Genomic DNA, 14,412 nt, shown 5'->3' with positions numbered 1-14,412 from the left:
CCGTTTCGGGATCGACAGCCGCATTTCGAATTTCGTACCGCTCGCCAGCGTCGCCGACTCGGTGGTCTCCGCTCTCGACGCGACTATCGGACCGTGATGACCGGCACCGGCGAGCGCTGGAAGACGGTCTTCGCGACGTTGCCGACGAACAGTCGATCGGCGAGGCTCCCGCCGTGGGTACCGATCGCGATCGCGTCGTAGTCCTCGGCGCGTCGGACGATCTCTCGGGCCGGCCGCCCGACCGCGATCACGGTGTCGATCTCCGCGTCGTGCTCGGCAGCCAGTTCCTGCGCCCGCTCCAGTACCGCCTCGGCGCGTTCGGTGGCGGCCGCCTCGAAGTCGTCCTCGAGCGCGAGCCCCATCGCGTCGCCCATCAGTCCGGTCGGTTCGGCGACGACGGTGAGCACCGTCACGTCGGCGTCGGGGTGATTCTCCAGTGCGTACTCGAGCGCACGTTCGGCCATTTCGGAGCCACCCATCGGAACGAGAACTCGATCGAGCATACGTCTCGTACGACACCGCACCGAATAAACACCGGGTCGAGAAGGGGCGTGCTCGTGGTTCTCGACTCGTAGCCGAGAGCGGATACGGCAGTCCGTCACATACGGATTACTGTAACGATTTACCGGCGCACCCGCAGCCCGGATCGCGGGTGCGCCGGAAATGACTTACAGTAAACCGTCTCAGTCGGCGTCCTCGAACCCGTAGCTGACGTCGACCGAGGCGGTCACGGTGACCGGTCCCGAGTCGATTTCGGTCGTCGGGGCCGCTCCGCCGTCGTCGGCGGCGTCGGCCTCGGCCACGTACCCGTGGTCGGCTCGGACCGGGACGACGTCGACGTTGCGCGTCGAGACGGACCGCGTTCCCGTGATGGCGACGTTGCGGTTCTCGGCGATGTAGCTCGCCTCCTCGTCGGCGTTCTCGAGGGCCTGCTCGAGGGCCTGGTCGCGCAACTCGGCGCGGGTCTCGTCGGTCAGTCCGAAGCTGACTCGGCCGATGTCGTCGGCGTCGGCGGCGACCGCGTCGATCACGTCGCCCACGCTGTCGACGTCGTCGACGACGACCTCGAACCGGTGGGCACCCTGGTAGCCGTCGCCGTCGTACTCGGGACGGACGCTGAAACGCCCGGATTCGACGTTCTCGTCGGGGATGCCGAGGTCGTCGAACGTCGCCCGCAGCGCGTCGGCCTTCTCGGCGAGTTCGGACTCGACCGCCTCGGCGCTCTCGCCAGTCGCCTCGACGCCGACGCTCAGCGTGGCCCGATCCGGTTCGGCTTCGACCTCGCCGACGGCGCTCACCTCGATCGCCCGTTCGGCGGGACCCTCCGGGGCGGCTCCGCGGATTTCCCCCTCGGGCGTCTCTTCCTGGGCGCTGCTCGTACAGCCGGCGACCGCCGCGACGGCGACGGTCGACGCGGCGAGGAACTGTCGTCGATCCATATCAGTCGGTTCGAACGATACCTACATGGACCTTCGCCAAGGTGAAACGGTTCTTTGACCGGTTCGCTGCGGCGACTCCTCCCGCCGACGATCGGATGAAAACAGTGCAACGACGTGCGTCCGTTCGCGTCCTCGCGGTCCGTTTCCATCCCGTGCTCGTCCGCGACCTCGAGCACGTCGTCGACAGAGCCGCCGTTACTGCGGCTTCTGCCGCCCTAGCGCTCTCCGCGAACGATCTCGGCGACCCGTTCTCGGTCGAACAGCTGTTCCTCGCTCGGTATCTCCGGATATGGCTGTCCGGGGTCGTAGCCGGGCCACTCGCCGAACTGCTCGGGGTAGAGCTGTTTGGCCGTCATCTCGAGCTGGAAGAGGTTCATGATCGGACCCTGGTAGCGCATCCCGCTTGCGACGACCCGGTCGTTCTGCACCGCCGCGAGGTCGCTCCCGGCGGGGTGGTCCGCGAGCCGATCGCGGACGCTGTCGATCGAGTAGCGGGACGTGATTCCCCACAGGTGGAGGATGACGTCCGGGTCCGCTTCGAGCATCGTCTCGTAGTCGACGGTGCCCCAGTCACCCGACCAGTCGTAGTCGGCCAGCGCATCGCGTGCGCCGAGCGGGCGCGTTTCGGCCTGCCAGAAGCCGGGCGTGTTGAGGTGGTAGGTGAAGAACTGGCCGTCACCCAGCGTCACCCGTGCGGCGGTCGGCCGCTCGTCCTCCGGGGGGAGATTCGACTCGATCTCCGCGAGGAGGTCATCGTACACCGCCCTGAGCTCTTCGTAGCGCTCCTGCTCCTGGAAGACCGCCGCCACGCGCTCGAAGATCTCCCAGAGCGTGTAGTACTCGTAGGCGTCCGCGTACGCCTCGGCGGGTTCGCTGTGGACGCCGCTGTGGAAGTTCCCGAGCCACGGCCCCAGCGTCGAGGCGATCTGCTCGACGTCGTCTTCGTCCCAGTTGTCGTCGTGTTTCACCGGATACGAGGGGTCGAGGAAGTGAACGTCGCTGTCGAGGTCGTACAGTTGCTCCCGGGAGAGCCCGTCCGCGAGGGGGTCCGGGAGCCCGTCCCAGTCGAAAGAGACGCCCTCGAGGTGCTCGTAGAACTTGTTCATCGTCGTGCCGGCCATCTCGGTCGAGAACAGCGCGTTCACGCCCTCGCCGTGACCGAGGGCGACCGCCATGTCGGCGTACTGCGGGAAGGTAACGAAGACGTCCTCGGGGACGGCGTCGAACTCGACCTCCCCCACGGGTGCCATCGACACCGTGTACGAGCCGTCGGATTCGGCTCCGGAATCGCCGCCTTCCGACGATCCGTCGTCGTTCGTGTCCCCGTTCCCGCCGTTCCCGTTCCCCCCGGTTCCGTTCCCGTCGCTCTCGCTCGTACAGCCGGCCAGCGCTGTCCCGCCGACTGCGATACTCGTCGCAACGAACTGTCGACGGCTCGGTCCGCCGTTCCGATTCGAGTCCATGCGATTTAGGCTCCCCTAATAATTCAAAAGTCGTTCGATTTAGGGGTGCCAAAATCTCCGTCGGTCGGCTGTCCGCCGCCGTTTTCCGAAGGCGTTCGGCTCGTCTCTGCTGCGCAGTCTCATCGAACGCGTCGGTGGCTGTCAGGCTCGCGGCGACGAGGGATCGGCGTCGATCACCTCGCCGATCCGCTCGAGGGTCTCGTGGTTTACAGCGCTGGTCGCACGCTTCACGTTCGTTCAGTCGTGCCTGAAGGATCGCTGCCCCGTAAACGCCATCGCGGCATCGACCTTTTTCTCGTCGGGTTCACTTCGTTCACCACTCTTCGAAAAATCTCGACCAAAAAGCCGCTCACTTCGTTCGCGGCAGTTCAATCGTGTCTGAAGGACCGCTGACCGGTAAACGCCATCGCGGCATCGACCTTTTTCTCGTCGGGTTCACTTCGTTCACCACTCCTCGAAAAATCTCGACCAAAAAGCCGCTCACTTCGTTCGCGGCAGTTCAATCGTGTCTGAAGGACCGCTGACCGGTAAACGCCATCGCTATGTCGTGTTCGTCCGCGGCCTCGATCACGTCGTCGTCGTTGACCGACCCGCCGGGCTGGACGACCGCCTCGATGCCCGCCGTCGCGGCCTCCTCGATGCCGTCCGGGAACGGGAAGAACGCGTCAGAGGCCATCACGGCTCCCTCGGCGTCCTTTCCTTCGGCGTGCTCGTCCGCCTTCATCGCCGCCAGGCGGACGGCGTCGACGCGGGAGACCTGTCCCATCCCGATGCCGACCGTCTCCGTTCCGTCGGCGAAGAGGATGCCGTTCGACTTGACGTGCTTGAGCGTCTGCCAGGCGAAGATCATCGTCTCGAGTTCCTCTTCTGTCGGCTCGCGCTCGGTGACGACCTCGAGGTCGTCGACCGAGATCGACTGGAGGTCACGCTCCTGCACGAGTCGGCCGCCGACGAGCGGTTTCTCGGTGAATCGCTCGGTGCGCTCACCCAACTCGCCGACGTCGAGCACGCGCAGGTTCTCCTTCTCGCAGAGGATCTCGAGCGCGTCGTCGGTGTAGCCGGGCGCGACGACGACCTCCTTGAACGAGTCGATAATTTGCTCCGCCGTTTCTGCGTCGCACTCCCGATTCAGCGCCACGATGCCGCCGAAGGCGCTCATCGGGTCCGTCGAGAGGGCCTTCTCGTAGGCCGCGGCCAGCGAGTCGGCGGTCGCACAGCCCGCCGGGTTGGTGTGCTTGATGACCGCCGCGGCGGGTTCATCGAACTCCTTGATCAGGTTGAGCGCGCCGTCGGCGTCGTTGTAGTTGTTGTACGACAGCGCCTTCGCGCCCTCGTTCAACTGCTCGGCGTGGACGACGCTGGCCTCGTCGCAGGTGTAGTCGGCGTAGACGGCGGCGTCCTGATGGGGGTTCTCGCCGTAGCGGAGCGTGTCGACGCGGTCGCTCGAGACGAGGCGACGGTTCGGCAGGCCCTCGGCGTCGGGTGCCGTGGGCGCGTCGGCCTCGACGCTGACTTCGCCGGCCTCGCGGTCGACCTCGACCGCACCGTCGGCGAACCACTTGACGGCCCGTGGGTACGCGCGGAACTCGCCCTCGTAGAGGACCCGTTCTTTCAGCGTCTCCGCGTCGTCGCCCTCGTAGACCGGGATCGGCTCCTGAGTGACGATCGGCCCGGCGTCGACCTCGCTCTCGAGGACGTCGCCGTTCTCGTCGGTCGCGTCGGTGACGACGTGGACCGTACAGCCGGTGACGGAGACGCCCGCCTCGAGCGCGTCCCCCCAGGCGTCCATCCCCGGGAACGACGGCAGCAGCGAGGGGTGGACGTTCAGCGTGGTGGGCGCGTCCTCGAGGAAGGTATCCGAGAGGATGCGCATGTAGCCGTCGAGACAGATCAGGTCGAACTCGTATTCCGAGAGGGCCTCGAGCACCGCTTTCTCGTGTTCGCCGCGGCTCATGCCGTCCTCGAGCGGGACGACCTCGGTCGGGATCCCGCGCTCGGCGGCGGACTCCAGCACCGGTGCGTCCGGGTCGTTCGTGAGGACGACGGCGAGTTCGGCCCCGCCCGGCCGTCTGTCGGCGATGTTCAACAGGTTACGCCCTCGGTTGCCGGCCATTCCGGCGATTCGCGTCATGGTTGGACGCCCGCCCGCGAGTGCCAAAGCCGTTGCGGTCTCGAGAGCAAATATGTGCACGTTCGTGGATCGAATGGGCGGTATGGAATCGATCCGAACCGGTGATATACACGCTCGTGGGTGATCCCGCGGACGGTTCCGATATTCCTTTCCCCCTGTACTGAAAAGGTGTCGGCGATGACCGACACAGATTCGCTGTACGCCGTGTCGCCGCTGGATGGCCGGTACAGCGGCCGAACGGCTCCGCTGTCGCCCTACGTCAGCGAGGCCGCGCTCATGCGGGCCCGCGTCCGCGTCGAGGTCGAGTACCTGATCGCGCTGGCCGACCTCGAGGCGACGCCGCTCGAGATCGACGCCGAGGAACGCACACACCTCCGGGGGCTGTACGAGGGGTTCGCCGAGGAAGACGCACAACTGATCAAGAAACTCGAGACGGAGGGCCACGCCGGCTTCGAGGCGACCAATCACGACGTGAAGGCGGTCGAGTACTTCGTCCGCCACCGCCTGCCCGAGGACAGCGACGCCTCGGCGTGGATCCACTTCGGGCTGACCAGCGAGGACGTGAACAACCTCGCCCACCGGCTGCTCGTCCGCGATGCCGTCGACGACGTGCTGCTGCCGGAACTGCGCGACGTCGCCGACACCCTCTCGTCGATGGCCCGGGAGCATCGCGACCTGCCGATGCTCGCCCGCACGCACGGCCAGCCGGCGACGCCGACGACCTTCGGCAAGGAGATGGCCGTCTACGCGGCCCGCCTCGCGACTGCCATCGGCCGGATCAACCGTGCGAACGACGCGCTCCGGGGCAAACTCGGCGGCGCTTCGGGCACCTACGCCGCTCACGTTGCGGCCTATCCCGACGTCGACTGGCAGGCCTTCGCCGAGAAGTTCGTGACCGACCAACTTGGACTGGGATTCGAACCCCTCACGACGCAGGTCAACCCCTGCGACGACCTCGCGGCGCTGTTCGACGCCGTCCGCGGGGCCAACGACGTTCTCCTCGATCTCGACCTCGACATGTGGCTCTACGTCTCCGACCGCTACCTCGGCCAGGAGGCCGTCGCGGGTGAGACGGGCTCGTCGACGATGCCCCACAAGGTCAACCCGATCGACTTCGAGAACAGCGAGGGCAACCTCTCGAAGGCCAACTCCGATCTGACCTTTCTCGCCGACTACGTCACCACCTCGCGGCTCCAGCGGGACCTCTCGGACTCGACGGTCAAGCGCAACGTCGGTGCCGCGTTCGCTCACTGCCTGATCGGCTACACGAAGACCGCCGCCGGCCTCGAGAAGGTCGTCCCCAACGAGCGGGTCATGCACGAGGACCTCGAGTCGACGCCCGAGATCATCGGCGAGGCGGTTCAGACGATTCTCCGCCGCGAAGGGCAGGAAGATGCCTACGAGCAGGTCAAGGCGCTGACCCGCGGGAAGGACGTGACGCTCGAGGACTTCCGGGACCTGTTCGACGACCTCGAGGTCGACGAGTCGGTCCGCGAGGAACTGCGCGCGCTCACGCCCGCGGGGTACACGGGCGTCGCGAGCGATCTGGTCGACGATCTGGAATAGCGTTCGTCGCCGAACTCGAGCGATTACCCCTCGAACGCGCTCACCCGTTCGGGTTCGATCGAGATGATGACCCGTTCGGTCTCGATCGGATTCGGATACTCGTCTTCGCCCGTGTACCGCTGGGCCAGTTCGTCGATGTGCTCGCGCGCGTTCTCCGTGGTGATCTCGTCGACCTCGCCCGTCACCGAGAGCATCCGGTAGGGGTTGTCGGGATCGGTCATGCTCACGGCGACGCGCGGATCGTTGCGGGCGTTTTTCTCCTTTCGTCGATCCCGCTCGGTGTTGACCAGTAGCCGATCGGCGTCGGCGTCGTAGTCGATCCACACCGGCGTGACGTGGGGCGCTCCGTCGGGTAACAGGGTGGAGACGTGCGCGAACGTCTTCCTCTCGAACAGGTCGTGGAAGTCGTCGGGGATCGAAGCCATACTCCGCGTAGCGCCTCGGGGTACTAATTCGCGTGCCCTTACGTTGCGATTCGCGAGGACGGTAGCCGGTACTGGCGGACGAACGCCGATCCCCGACACTTATCACGCGTCTGAACGGACACTCGAGCGATGTCGACGCCGCGACTCGTCCACCTCGCCGACCTCGAGACGATCTACGACGAGCCGGAGCGAGTCGCTCGCCTGGCCGGGGCGATCCGCGACCGCCGCGACGAACGGACGCTCGTCGTCGGATCCGGCGACACCACGGCGCTGGGGGCGCTCGCGTTCGTCAGCGAGGAGGGACGGGGACTCGCCCGACCGCTGTACGAGACGATCGCCCCGGACGCCGATACCCTTGGCAACCACGAGTTCGATTACGGTACCGACGGTGCCGTCGAGTGGACGCGGACGACGCCCGGACGACACCTCCTCGCGAACGTCGAGGGGATCGCGACCGATGGGATCGATTCGAGCACGATCCTCGAGGCCGCGGACACCCGGATCGGTCTCGTCGGCGTGACCGGCCCCAGAACCGACGAGATCTCCGGCATCGATCTCGAGGCCGCGTTCACCGACCCGATCCCGGCGATTCGCGAGGCGAGCGATCGACTTCGCTCCCGCGGTTGCGAGTGGCTCGTCGTCCTCTCGCACTGCGGGTCGCTCGACGCGACGATTGCCGCCGAAACCGACGTCGACCTCGTCCTCGGCGGGCACGATCACGAGCGGGTGTGCGAACGGATCGACGGAACGCTCGTCGCTCGAACCGAGGGCGGACAGGCTGGGGAGTTTCAAGAGATTCGACTGACCGACCCGCCCGCGGTCGCGGTCCGCACGATCGACGACGAACCCCGTCACGAGGGCATCGAGTCCACCTACCGGGAACGCTACGAGGCGACCGGACTCGCCGCGACGGTGACAACGCTCCCGGACGCCATCGATCGGCCGACGGCGACCCGGGTGGTCGCTCGAGCGTACCGCGAGCGTGCCGACGCCGCCGTCGGCGTCGTGCCACGCGGGTCCGTCCGCGACGGCCTCCCGAAAACCGTCACTCGCGGTGACGTCGTCGGGATCGTTCCGTTCGGATCTACGCTCGACGTCCACCGCGTCGACGGGCAGACGCTGGCGACGGTCGTCGATCGCTGCACGACGGAGGCCCCAGCAGCGGGCGACCTCACGGCCGTCGTCGATCCCGCTCTCGAGACAGACCCGATCGATCCCAGCGCTGCCTATCGTCTCGCCTGTATGAGCTACCTGACCGAGGTAGACTTGATCCCCGAACTGGACGCCGAGACCCGTCTCGAGGACCGCGGCCCACAGCACCGCCACGTCCTGGCGTTCCTCGAGGAGAAGGGATCCGTGACGGATCTGGTCACTACCTAGGGGTCGCTCGAGTTCGTCCCGGACGACGCGACCGGACCGATGGCCGTGGCCGGTCACTCGAGGCGGTCGATCCCCGTAATCTCGAATCGAGCGCCACCGCCGACGTCGGTCGGGTCGGCGGGGTCGATCCGCCAGTCGTGTGCGCGGGCCGCCTGCTCGACGATGCTCAGGCCCAGCCCCGTCCCGTCGGCGGCGTTCGTGTAACCGGTCTCGAGAACCTGCTCGCGCTCGTCCGGCGGGATGCCCGGTCCGTCGTCCTCGACGGCGAACCCGTCCGCGAGGTCGACGACGGTGACGGTGCCGGCGTCGCCGTGTTCGATTGCGTTCCGAAAGAGGTTCTCGAACAGTTGTCGCACCCGCGTCGGATCCGCGCGAACGGTACGGTCGGTCTCGACGACGAGCGTCGACGAACCGGTGTCGACCTGCTCCCAGCAGCGACGACAGACGTCCGCGAGCGCGAGCCGTTCCGGCTCGATGGCGCTGTTTCCCTGCCGAGCCAGCGTCAACAGGTCCTCGATCAGCGTCTCGATGCGCTCGAGCGAGCGGCCGACCTCCGCGAGGTGGTCGCCGTCGGAGTCGGCCCGGGCCGCCTCGAGGTGGCCCGACGCGACGTTCAGCGGGTTGCGGAGGTCGTGGGAGACGACGCTCGCGAACGCCTCGAGGCGCTCGTTGGTTCGCTCGAGCGCGATGCGCGCCCGGTGGCGCTCGAGTTCGTAACTCACCCACTGGGTCATCAGCCGGACGATGGTCCGGTCGGCGTCCGTAAACGGCTCGGCGGACGGATCGCCGCCGGCGAAACAGAGCGTCCCGTAGAGTTCACCGTCGACAGTCACGCGGGAGCCGACGTACCGACCCAGTTCGAACCGCTCCTGCGCGGAGCTTCCTGCGAGAACCGACTGGGAAACGTCCGGGATCGCCGTTAGCCCCTCCGTCTCGAGCGTCTGCCGACAGTAGGTCTCCGAGAGCGGACAGGAGTTGCCTGCCTGCAACAGGTCGTGGGACCCGTGGGCCTCGATGATCGTCTGGGTGCCGTCGATGGATTCACTACCAGCCTGGGCCGCGCCGTCCTCGTCCGTCTCGAGGTCGATCCGGGCGAGGAAGCCGTAGGGAAGGTCGAGTCGATCACAGCCCAGTTCCAGCATGCGAGCGACCTTCGCCTCGAGCGCGAGTTCGGGATCGGTCGTCACGTCGTACAGCTGCTGGAGGAACTCGATCGTCGACTGGCGCTTTCGTTCCTCCCGTTTTCGCTCCGTGATGTCGGTCAGCGTTCCGGCGAACCGGATCGGATCGCCGTCGTCGTACTCGACGTGGCCGCGGGCGAGCACCCAGCGACGGTCGTCGTCCGCGTCCCAGACCCGGTACTCGGCCTCGTACTCGTCCCCGTCCGCGATCGCCGCCTCGATCTCCGCCTCGACGCGGTCGCGATCGTCCTCGTGAATCGACGAGACGAACCGATCGAGCGGGACCCCCTCGCGTGCGGCGGCGGGATCGACGCCGAACGTCCGGGCGAACTCCGGACCGGCCGCGAGCCGATCCTCCGGCACGTGCCACTCCCAGGTCCCGACGGCACCAGCCTGGATCGCCGACTCGAGTTGCCGTTTCGTCTCTCGGAGCTCCCGCTCCCGTCGTTTCTCCGCGGTGATCTCGCTCGCGACGCCACCGATCCGGACGACGGTGCCGTCGTCGACGATCGGTTCGCCGTGGACGCGCACCCACCGCTCGAAGTCCGTTCGCGCGTCGACCCGAAAATCGATCTCGAGGGACTCCCCGCTCGACAGCGCCGCCATCGCCTCCTCGACGTGGTCGCGGTCGTCCGGGTGGATCCCCTCGAGGAAATCGACGGGATCGTCTCGAAGTACCTCCGTCGATCGTCCCCAGAGGTCCTCGTAGGCGGCGTTGACGAAGTGAACCTCCTCCCAGTCGGCCGAGAAGACGTACAGCACCCGGTCCGTGTTCTCGGCCAGTTCGGTCAGCAGTCGCGCCCCGCGATCGGCCCGCGAGTCGTCGACGGCGTCGTCGATCCGCGCCCGGAGCGTGGCGATCCGGTCGTCGTCCGGCCGTCGGCCGACGTAGGCCGTCACGCCTCGTGCGATCGTCTCCTCCGCGAACTGCTCGGATCCGTCCGCCGGATAGCAGACGATCGGCAGCGACGGATACCGGTCCCGGACGGTCTCGAGAACGACGAGAGGGTCCCGGTCGGGGAGCGCGTCTCCGACGACGAGACAGTCGACATCACCCGCTTCGAGTCGGGCGAGAGTCGCCGCGGCGTTTGCGACGCGTTCGACCGCGAGTCGCTCGGCGTCGGACTCGAGTCGGGCCGCGATCGAATCGGCTCCCGGAGCGGCGTCGACGAGGAGAACGGAGCAGGTGCTTGTCATGGAACGGAGGGTCGATAGATCGTCCGGAAGAGTTTCGAACGCGTCCTATAGTGTGCTTCGGCTAGTGTTCCGTCGGCCACACGTTCGACGGGTCACCGTTGCTCACCCGGTGAGCGCCCGCAGCGTCTCCTCGAGGGCGTCCGCGGCCGCCCGCACGTCGGCGAGGCGGACGTACTCGCGTTCGGCGTGGGCGACGCCGCCCTCGCCGTCCGAGAGGACGCCGGGACCGAAGACGACGGTCGGCGCGTCGGCCGCGAAGAACCCGGCCTCGGTCGCCGCGCCGAACGGGCGGACCTCGCCGCCGCTTTCGTCCCGGAGCGTCCGCACTACCTCGGCGTCCGCGTCGGTCACGAACGCCGGCGGGAACGGCGTGTCGGGGCGGATCAGGTCGACCGACACCTCGAACGGGGAGCCGTCGGCGACCTCGCGCTCGAGGAACGCCTGCAGATCCGCCCGGAAGGAGTCGGTGGTCTCCGGCGGCACGGAGCGGCGGTCGAACGTCACCCGGCACGCACCGGGGACGCGGTTCGGTGCCTCGCCGCCCTCGAGCATCGTCGGCGTCAGTTTCGGTGCCCCCAGCACGTCGTCCTCGCCCGGACCGGCCTCGTCGTCGTAGCGACGGAGGGCCGCGAGGACGCGCTCGAGACCAAAGACCGGGTTCCGGTCGGCGGGGACGCTCGCGGCGTGGCCGCTCTCGCCGGTGATCGTGATCGTCCCCTCGCACTGTCCCCGAGCGGCGATACAGACGTCGAGATCGGTCGGCTCGCCGACGACGTAGGCGTCGGCCTCGAGGCGCTCTCGCAGTCCCGCCGCACCGGTCATCAGCGTCTCCTCGTCGGGGGTGATCGCGAGCGTCAGCGTGCCGGCGTCGGGCTCGACCCGCAGGAAGGCCGCCAGCAGGGCCGCGAGCGGCCCCTTGGCGTCACAGGCACCGCGCCCGAAGACGACGTCGCCGTCGCGCTCGTAGGGGACGTGCGGCGCGACGGTGTCGATATGCGTGTTCAGGACGACGTGGGGGCCGTCGGCCTCCCCGTCGCGGCGTGCGAGGACGTTTCCGAGGTCGTCCACCTCGGCGTCGATCCCCGCGCTCTGGAGCGTCTCGAGTAGCAACTGGCGCATCGCTCCGACGTCCTCGTGAGACGGGGTCGACACCGCGTCGGCGTGGAATCGGGCGAGGTCGAACGTCATTCCTGCTCCAGTCGCGTCACGTCCGCGAGCGTCTCGCGCCGGCGGGCGACGCGGGCCTCGCCGTCCTCGAGCGCGACTTCCGCGGGTTTGGGCTGGGAGTGGAACTGGTTGGCCAGTTCGTAGCCGTACGACCCCGCATTGCCGATGGCGAGGACGTCGCCGCGTTCGGGTTCGGCGATCGGTCGGTCGTGGGCGAAGACGTCCGCGCTGGTACAGACCGGGCCGCCGACGGTCGCCTCGATCGGGTCGCGCTCGGGCGCGGTGACGTTCAGCATGGGGTGGTAGGAGCCGAACATCGCCGGCCGGATCAGCGTTGAGAGGCTGGCGTCGACGCCGACGACGGTGGTGTCGGGGGCTTCCTTGATCGTGTTGACCTCGGTGAGGATCAGGCCGGCGTCGGCGACGACGTAGCGTCCGGGCTCGAGTTTGAGCTGGGCCTCCAGATCACCCACCGCGTTGCGGACCATCTCGGACGTCTTCGCGAGGTCCAGCGGCGGTTCGTCTTCGCGGTAGGGGACGCCGTAGCCGCCGCCGACGTCGACGAACTCCAACTCGTCGTCGCCGACGCGACGGGCCATCTCGCCGACGCGTTCGATCGCACGGCAGTGATCCGCGAGGTCGTCCGTCAGGACGCCGCTGCCGGCGTGGGCGTGGAGGCCGACCAGTTCGAACTCCTCGCGGACGCGGTCGGCGACCTCGGGGACGCGCTCGTAGGGGATGCCGAACTTCGCGTCCGCGCCCGTCGCGACCTTCTCGTGGTGCCCCGTCCCGATGCCGGGGTTGATCCGGATAGCGATCCGGCCGTCGTAGCCCCGCTCGGCGAGGCGCTCGAGCGTGTCGGTCGCGCCGATGGTGATCGTCAGGCCCGGATGGTCGGCCGCGAGGTCGGCGGCGTAGTCGAGGTCCCGATCCGGCGGGTTGACCGCGGTGTACTGGAGTTCGTCGGGATCCGCGCCGGCGTCGATCGAGCGCTGGAGTTCCCCCCAGGCCGCACACTCGATCGTCCCGCCGGCCTCGAGGACGGCCTCGAGCACCGCCCGCCCGGTGTGGGCCTTCGCGGCGTACATGACGTGGGCGTCGGGAAACGCCGCCGCGAAGCGCGCGTAGTTTTCCTTCACCCGATCGAGGTCCATCACGTACAGCGGCGTCTCGTACTCGTCGGCGAGGGCCTCGAGTCGCTCGAGGTCCCAGTCGTCCAGCCGGCGAACTGCCGGCGAGTCCGCGAGGTCGGTCATTACTCCCTTCAAGCGACCGCGAGCAGTCAAGGGTTTGGGTTCGCGCCAGTCTCGGAGCGAACCTCCGAAGCACCCCTACTGTCGCCGCCTTCCGTGCGTTACACGAGACTGCTGGCCCTAGGCCTAACCGGCTCCGTGGTGTGGATACGTCCGGTTCTGAAGCCGATGACGCCTGACGGCGACGATCCGCCGAACGGTCCGTCGGAGACGCCGGGTGGAGACCGATCGCTCGAGGACATCCCGCTGTCGCTCGACGCACTGCTGGACATCCTGGCCAACGAGCGACGGCGGTACCTCCTCGAGTACCTGTGGGACCAGCCCGGAAACGTCGGTTCGTTCGAGGCCGCGACGAAGTACACGATCACGAAGGTGGGGCAGAAACGGGGCTCCCAGCCCAACCACGACGACATTCAGGTCGACCTCCAGCAACACCACCTCCCGAAACTGGCCGACGCCGGCGTCGTCGAGTACGACGTCCGGAGCCAGACGATCCGCTATCACGAGCACGAACGCCTCGAGTCGCTGTACGAGTCGGTTCGGGCGTACGAACTGGATTGACTGGGGCGGATCCGGACACCGCCTACGGTCCCGACAGCAGTTGGCCGGTCTCCGTGTAGTACGCGTGTTCGATCAACTCCTCGTCGAACGGTACCCCGACGTACCGGACGGTCCCCTGCCGGGGATCGTACTCGACGACGCCCGCCTCCTCGAGTGTGGGCAGGTGATCGTGGTGGAGGTCGGGTTCGCTGATCGTCGGGGTCGGCTCGTCGGGCGGTGCCACGCCGAGGACGTTGGCCAGGACGGCGACCGTCGATCGATCCGTCACCGGGTCCTCGAGCGCGACCAGCGCGTAGAGGACGCGCCGTCTTCGGGCGTCGGTAAGCAGGGAGAACGCACCGTCGACCCGTTCCGCGGTGGTCGGGGCCGTGCCCGACGCGGTCGGCGACTTCTCTCGAGGCGTCCGGTGGCCGTCGTCGGCCGAATCGGATCGAATCTCTTCGCCCATACGGGGAGGGGACGACCCACCGACGAAAACCTTCCTAGGAGGTCCATTGGGGAATACGTTCGCCCGACGAGGGCTCCGTAGCGGAACGTAGATTCGACCGTGGGGGACGGTCCGATCCCGTTTCCAGTGTGTTCACAGCAGGTGTGGCGTCCGGACGGGCGAACCGCGTCGTCGAACGTCAAAAAGATAATACGTAATCGA

12 protein-coding genes are annotated in these 14,412 nt (G+C 67.7%); 3 read left to right on the top strand and 9 right to left on the bottom strand.

Annotated features, from left to right (window positions below; genetic code table 11):
* Positions 1-83: 83 nt before the first annotated feature.
* The 4 genes from TX79_RS06805 to purH form a co-directional block, all read right to left on the bottom strand.
* On the bottom strand, positions 84-503 hold the full coding sequence (locus TX79_RS06805) for a universal stress protein (RefSeq protein WP_049926621.1): 420 nt from the start codon (positions 501-503) through the stop codon (positions 84-86).
* 180 nt (positions 504-683) lie between these two features.
* A complete protein-coding gene (locus tag TX79_RS06800; protein WP_049926619.1) occupies positions 684-1,439 on the bottom strand; it encodes an SIMPL domain-containing protein in 756 nt (251 codons plus the stop codon).
* A 215-nt stretch (positions 1,440-1,654) separates the two neighbouring features.
* Positions 1,655-2,902, bottom strand: coding sequence for an ABC transporter substrate-binding protein (locus tag TX79_RS06795; protein WP_049926616.1), 1,248 nt, complete (start codon positions 2,900-2,902; stop codon positions 1,655-1,657).
* 499 nt (positions 2,903-3,401) lie between these two features.
* On the bottom strand, positions 3,402-5,033 hold the full coding sequence (purH, locus tag TX79_RS06790; protein ID WP_049926614.1) for a bifunctional phosphoribosylaminoimidazolecarboxamide formyltransferase/IMP cyclohydrolase: 1,632 nt from the start codon (positions 5,031-5,033) through the stop codon (positions 3,402-3,404).
* A gap of 177 nt (positions 5,034-5,210) precedes the next feature.
* On the opposite strand from purH, the gene purB reads away from it, so the two are divergent.
* Positions 5,211-6,599 carry an adenylosuccinate lyase gene (gene purB, locus TX79_RS06785; RefSeq protein WP_049926612.1) on the top strand — a complete coding sequence of 463 codons (1,389 nt, stop codon included), beginning with the start codon at positions 5,211-5,213 and terminating at the stop codon, positions 6,597-6,599.
* A gap of 23 nt (positions 6,600-6,622) precedes the next feature.
* Here the strand turns inward: purB and TX79_RS06780 are convergent, their stop codons facing one another.
* Complete coding sequence (locus tag TX79_RS06780; protein WP_049926611.1) at positions 6,623-7,024, bottom strand: PPOX class F420-dependent oxidoreductase; 402 nt, start codon at positions 7,022-7,024, stop codon at positions 6,623-6,625.
* Positions 7,025-7,153: 129 nt separating this feature from the next.
* Here TX79_RS06780 and TX79_RS06775 point away from each other — a divergent pair, with 129 nt between their 5' ends.
* Positions 7,154-8,404: a 5'-nucleotidase C-terminal domain-containing protein gene (locus TX79_RS06775; RefSeq protein ID WP_049926609.1), complete on the top strand. Its 1,251-nt coding sequence runs from the start codon at positions 7,154-7,156 to the stop codon at positions 8,402-8,404.
* A 53-nt stretch (positions 8,405-8,457) separates the two neighbouring features.
* Here TX79_RS06775 and TX79_RS06770 read toward each other — a convergent pair whose 3' ends face one another.
* The 3 genes from TX79_RS06770 to lysA form a co-directional block, all read right to left on the bottom strand.
* Complete coding sequence (locus TX79_RS06770; protein WP_049926607.1) at positions 8,458-10,782, bottom strand: PAS domain-containing protein; 2,325 nt, start codon at positions 10,780-10,782, stop codon at positions 8,458-8,460.
* A gap of 102 nt (positions 10,783-10,884) precedes the next feature.
* Positions 10,885-11,970 (bottom strand): M20 family metallopeptidase, encoded by a 1,086-nt coding sequence (locus tag TX79_RS06765; protein ID WP_049926606.1) that lies wholly within the window; start codon positions 11,968-11,970, stop codon positions 10,885-10,887.
* Positions 11,967-13,205: a diaminopimelate decarboxylase gene (gene lysA / locus TX79_RS06760; protein WP_049926605.1), complete on the bottom strand. Its 1,239-nt coding sequence runs from the start codon at positions 13,203-13,205 to the stop codon at positions 11,967-11,969. The genes TX79_RS06765 and lysA overlap by 4 nt, the downstream gene beginning before the upstream one ends.
* Positions 13,206-13,370: 165 nt before the next feature.
* On the opposite strand from lysA, the gene TX79_RS06755 reads away from it, so the two are divergent.
* The gene (locus TX79_RS06755; protein ID WP_049926604.1) at positions 13,371-13,763 is read left to right on the top strand and encodes an ArsR/SmtB family transcription factor; all 393 of its coding nucleotides are present in this window, start codon (positions 13,371-13,373) and stop codon (positions 13,761-13,763) included.
* A gap of 22 nt (positions 13,764-13,785) precedes the next feature.
* Here TX79_RS06755 and TX79_RS06750 read toward each other — a convergent pair whose 3' ends face one another.
* Positions 13,786-14,211: an ArsR/SmtB family transcription factor gene (locus tag TX79_RS06750; RefSeq protein ID WP_049926603.1), complete on the bottom strand. Its 426-nt coding sequence runs from the start codon at positions 14,209-14,211 to the stop codon at positions 13,786-13,788.
* Between the last annotated feature and the right edge of the window lie 201 nt (positions 14,212-14,412).

The organism is Halopiger goleimassiliensis (assembly GCF_000455345.1).
GTDB classification, from domain to species: Archaea; Halobacteriota; Halobacteria; order Halobacteriales; family Natrialbaceae; genus Halopiger_A; species Halopiger_A goleimassiliensis.
The sequence above is the reverse complement of the archived record's forward strand: the minus strand, read 5'-3'. Positions and strand labels throughout refer to the sequence as shown.

Coding starts and splice junctions, on each gene's coding strand:
- TX79_RS06775 (WP_049926609.1), top strand. CDS start 7,154: ATGTCGACGCCGCGACTCGTCCACCTCGCCGACCTCGAGACGATCTAC.
- TX79_RS06770 (WP_049926607.1), bottom strand. CDS start 10,782: ATGACAAGCACCTGCTCCGTTCTCCTCGTCGACGCCGCTCCGGGAGCC.
- TX79_RS06765 (WP_049926606.1), bottom strand. CDS start 11,970: ATGACGTTCGACCTCGCCCGATTCCACGCCGACGCGGTGTCGACCCCG.
- TX79_RS06750 (WP_049926603.1), bottom strand. CDS start 14,211: ATGGGCGAAGAGATTCGATCCGATTCGGCCGACGACGGCCACCGGACG.
- TX79_RS06795 (WP_049926616.1), bottom strand. CDS start 2,902: ATGGACTCGAATCGGAACGGCGGACCGAGCCGTCGACAGTTCGTTGCG.
- lysA (WP_049926605.1), bottom strand. CDS start 13,205: ATGACCGACCTCGCGGACTCGCCGGCAGTTCGCCGGCTGGACGACTGG.
- TX79_RS06780 (WP_049926611.1), bottom strand. CDS start 7,024: ATGGCTTCGATCCCCGACGACTTCCACGACCTGTTCGAGAGGAAGACG.
- TX79_RS06755 (WP_049926604.1), top strand. CDS start 13,371: ATGACGCCTGACGGCGACGATCCGCCGAACGGTCCGTCGGAGACGCCG.
- purB (WP_049926612.1), top strand. CDS start 5,211: ATGACCGACACAGATTCGCTGTACGCCGTGTCGCCGCTGGATGGCCGG.
- purH (WP_049926614.1), bottom strand. CDS start 5,033: ATGACGCGAATCGCCGGAATGGCCGGCAACCGAGGGCGTAACCTGTTG.
- TX79_RS06800 (WP_049926619.1), bottom strand. CDS start 1,439: ATGGATCGACGACAGTTCCTCGCCGCGTCGACCGTCGCCGTCGCGGCG.
- TX79_RS06805 (WP_049926621.1), bottom strand. CDS start 503: ATGCTCGATCGAGTTCTCGTTCCGATGGGTGGCTCCGAAATGGCCGAA.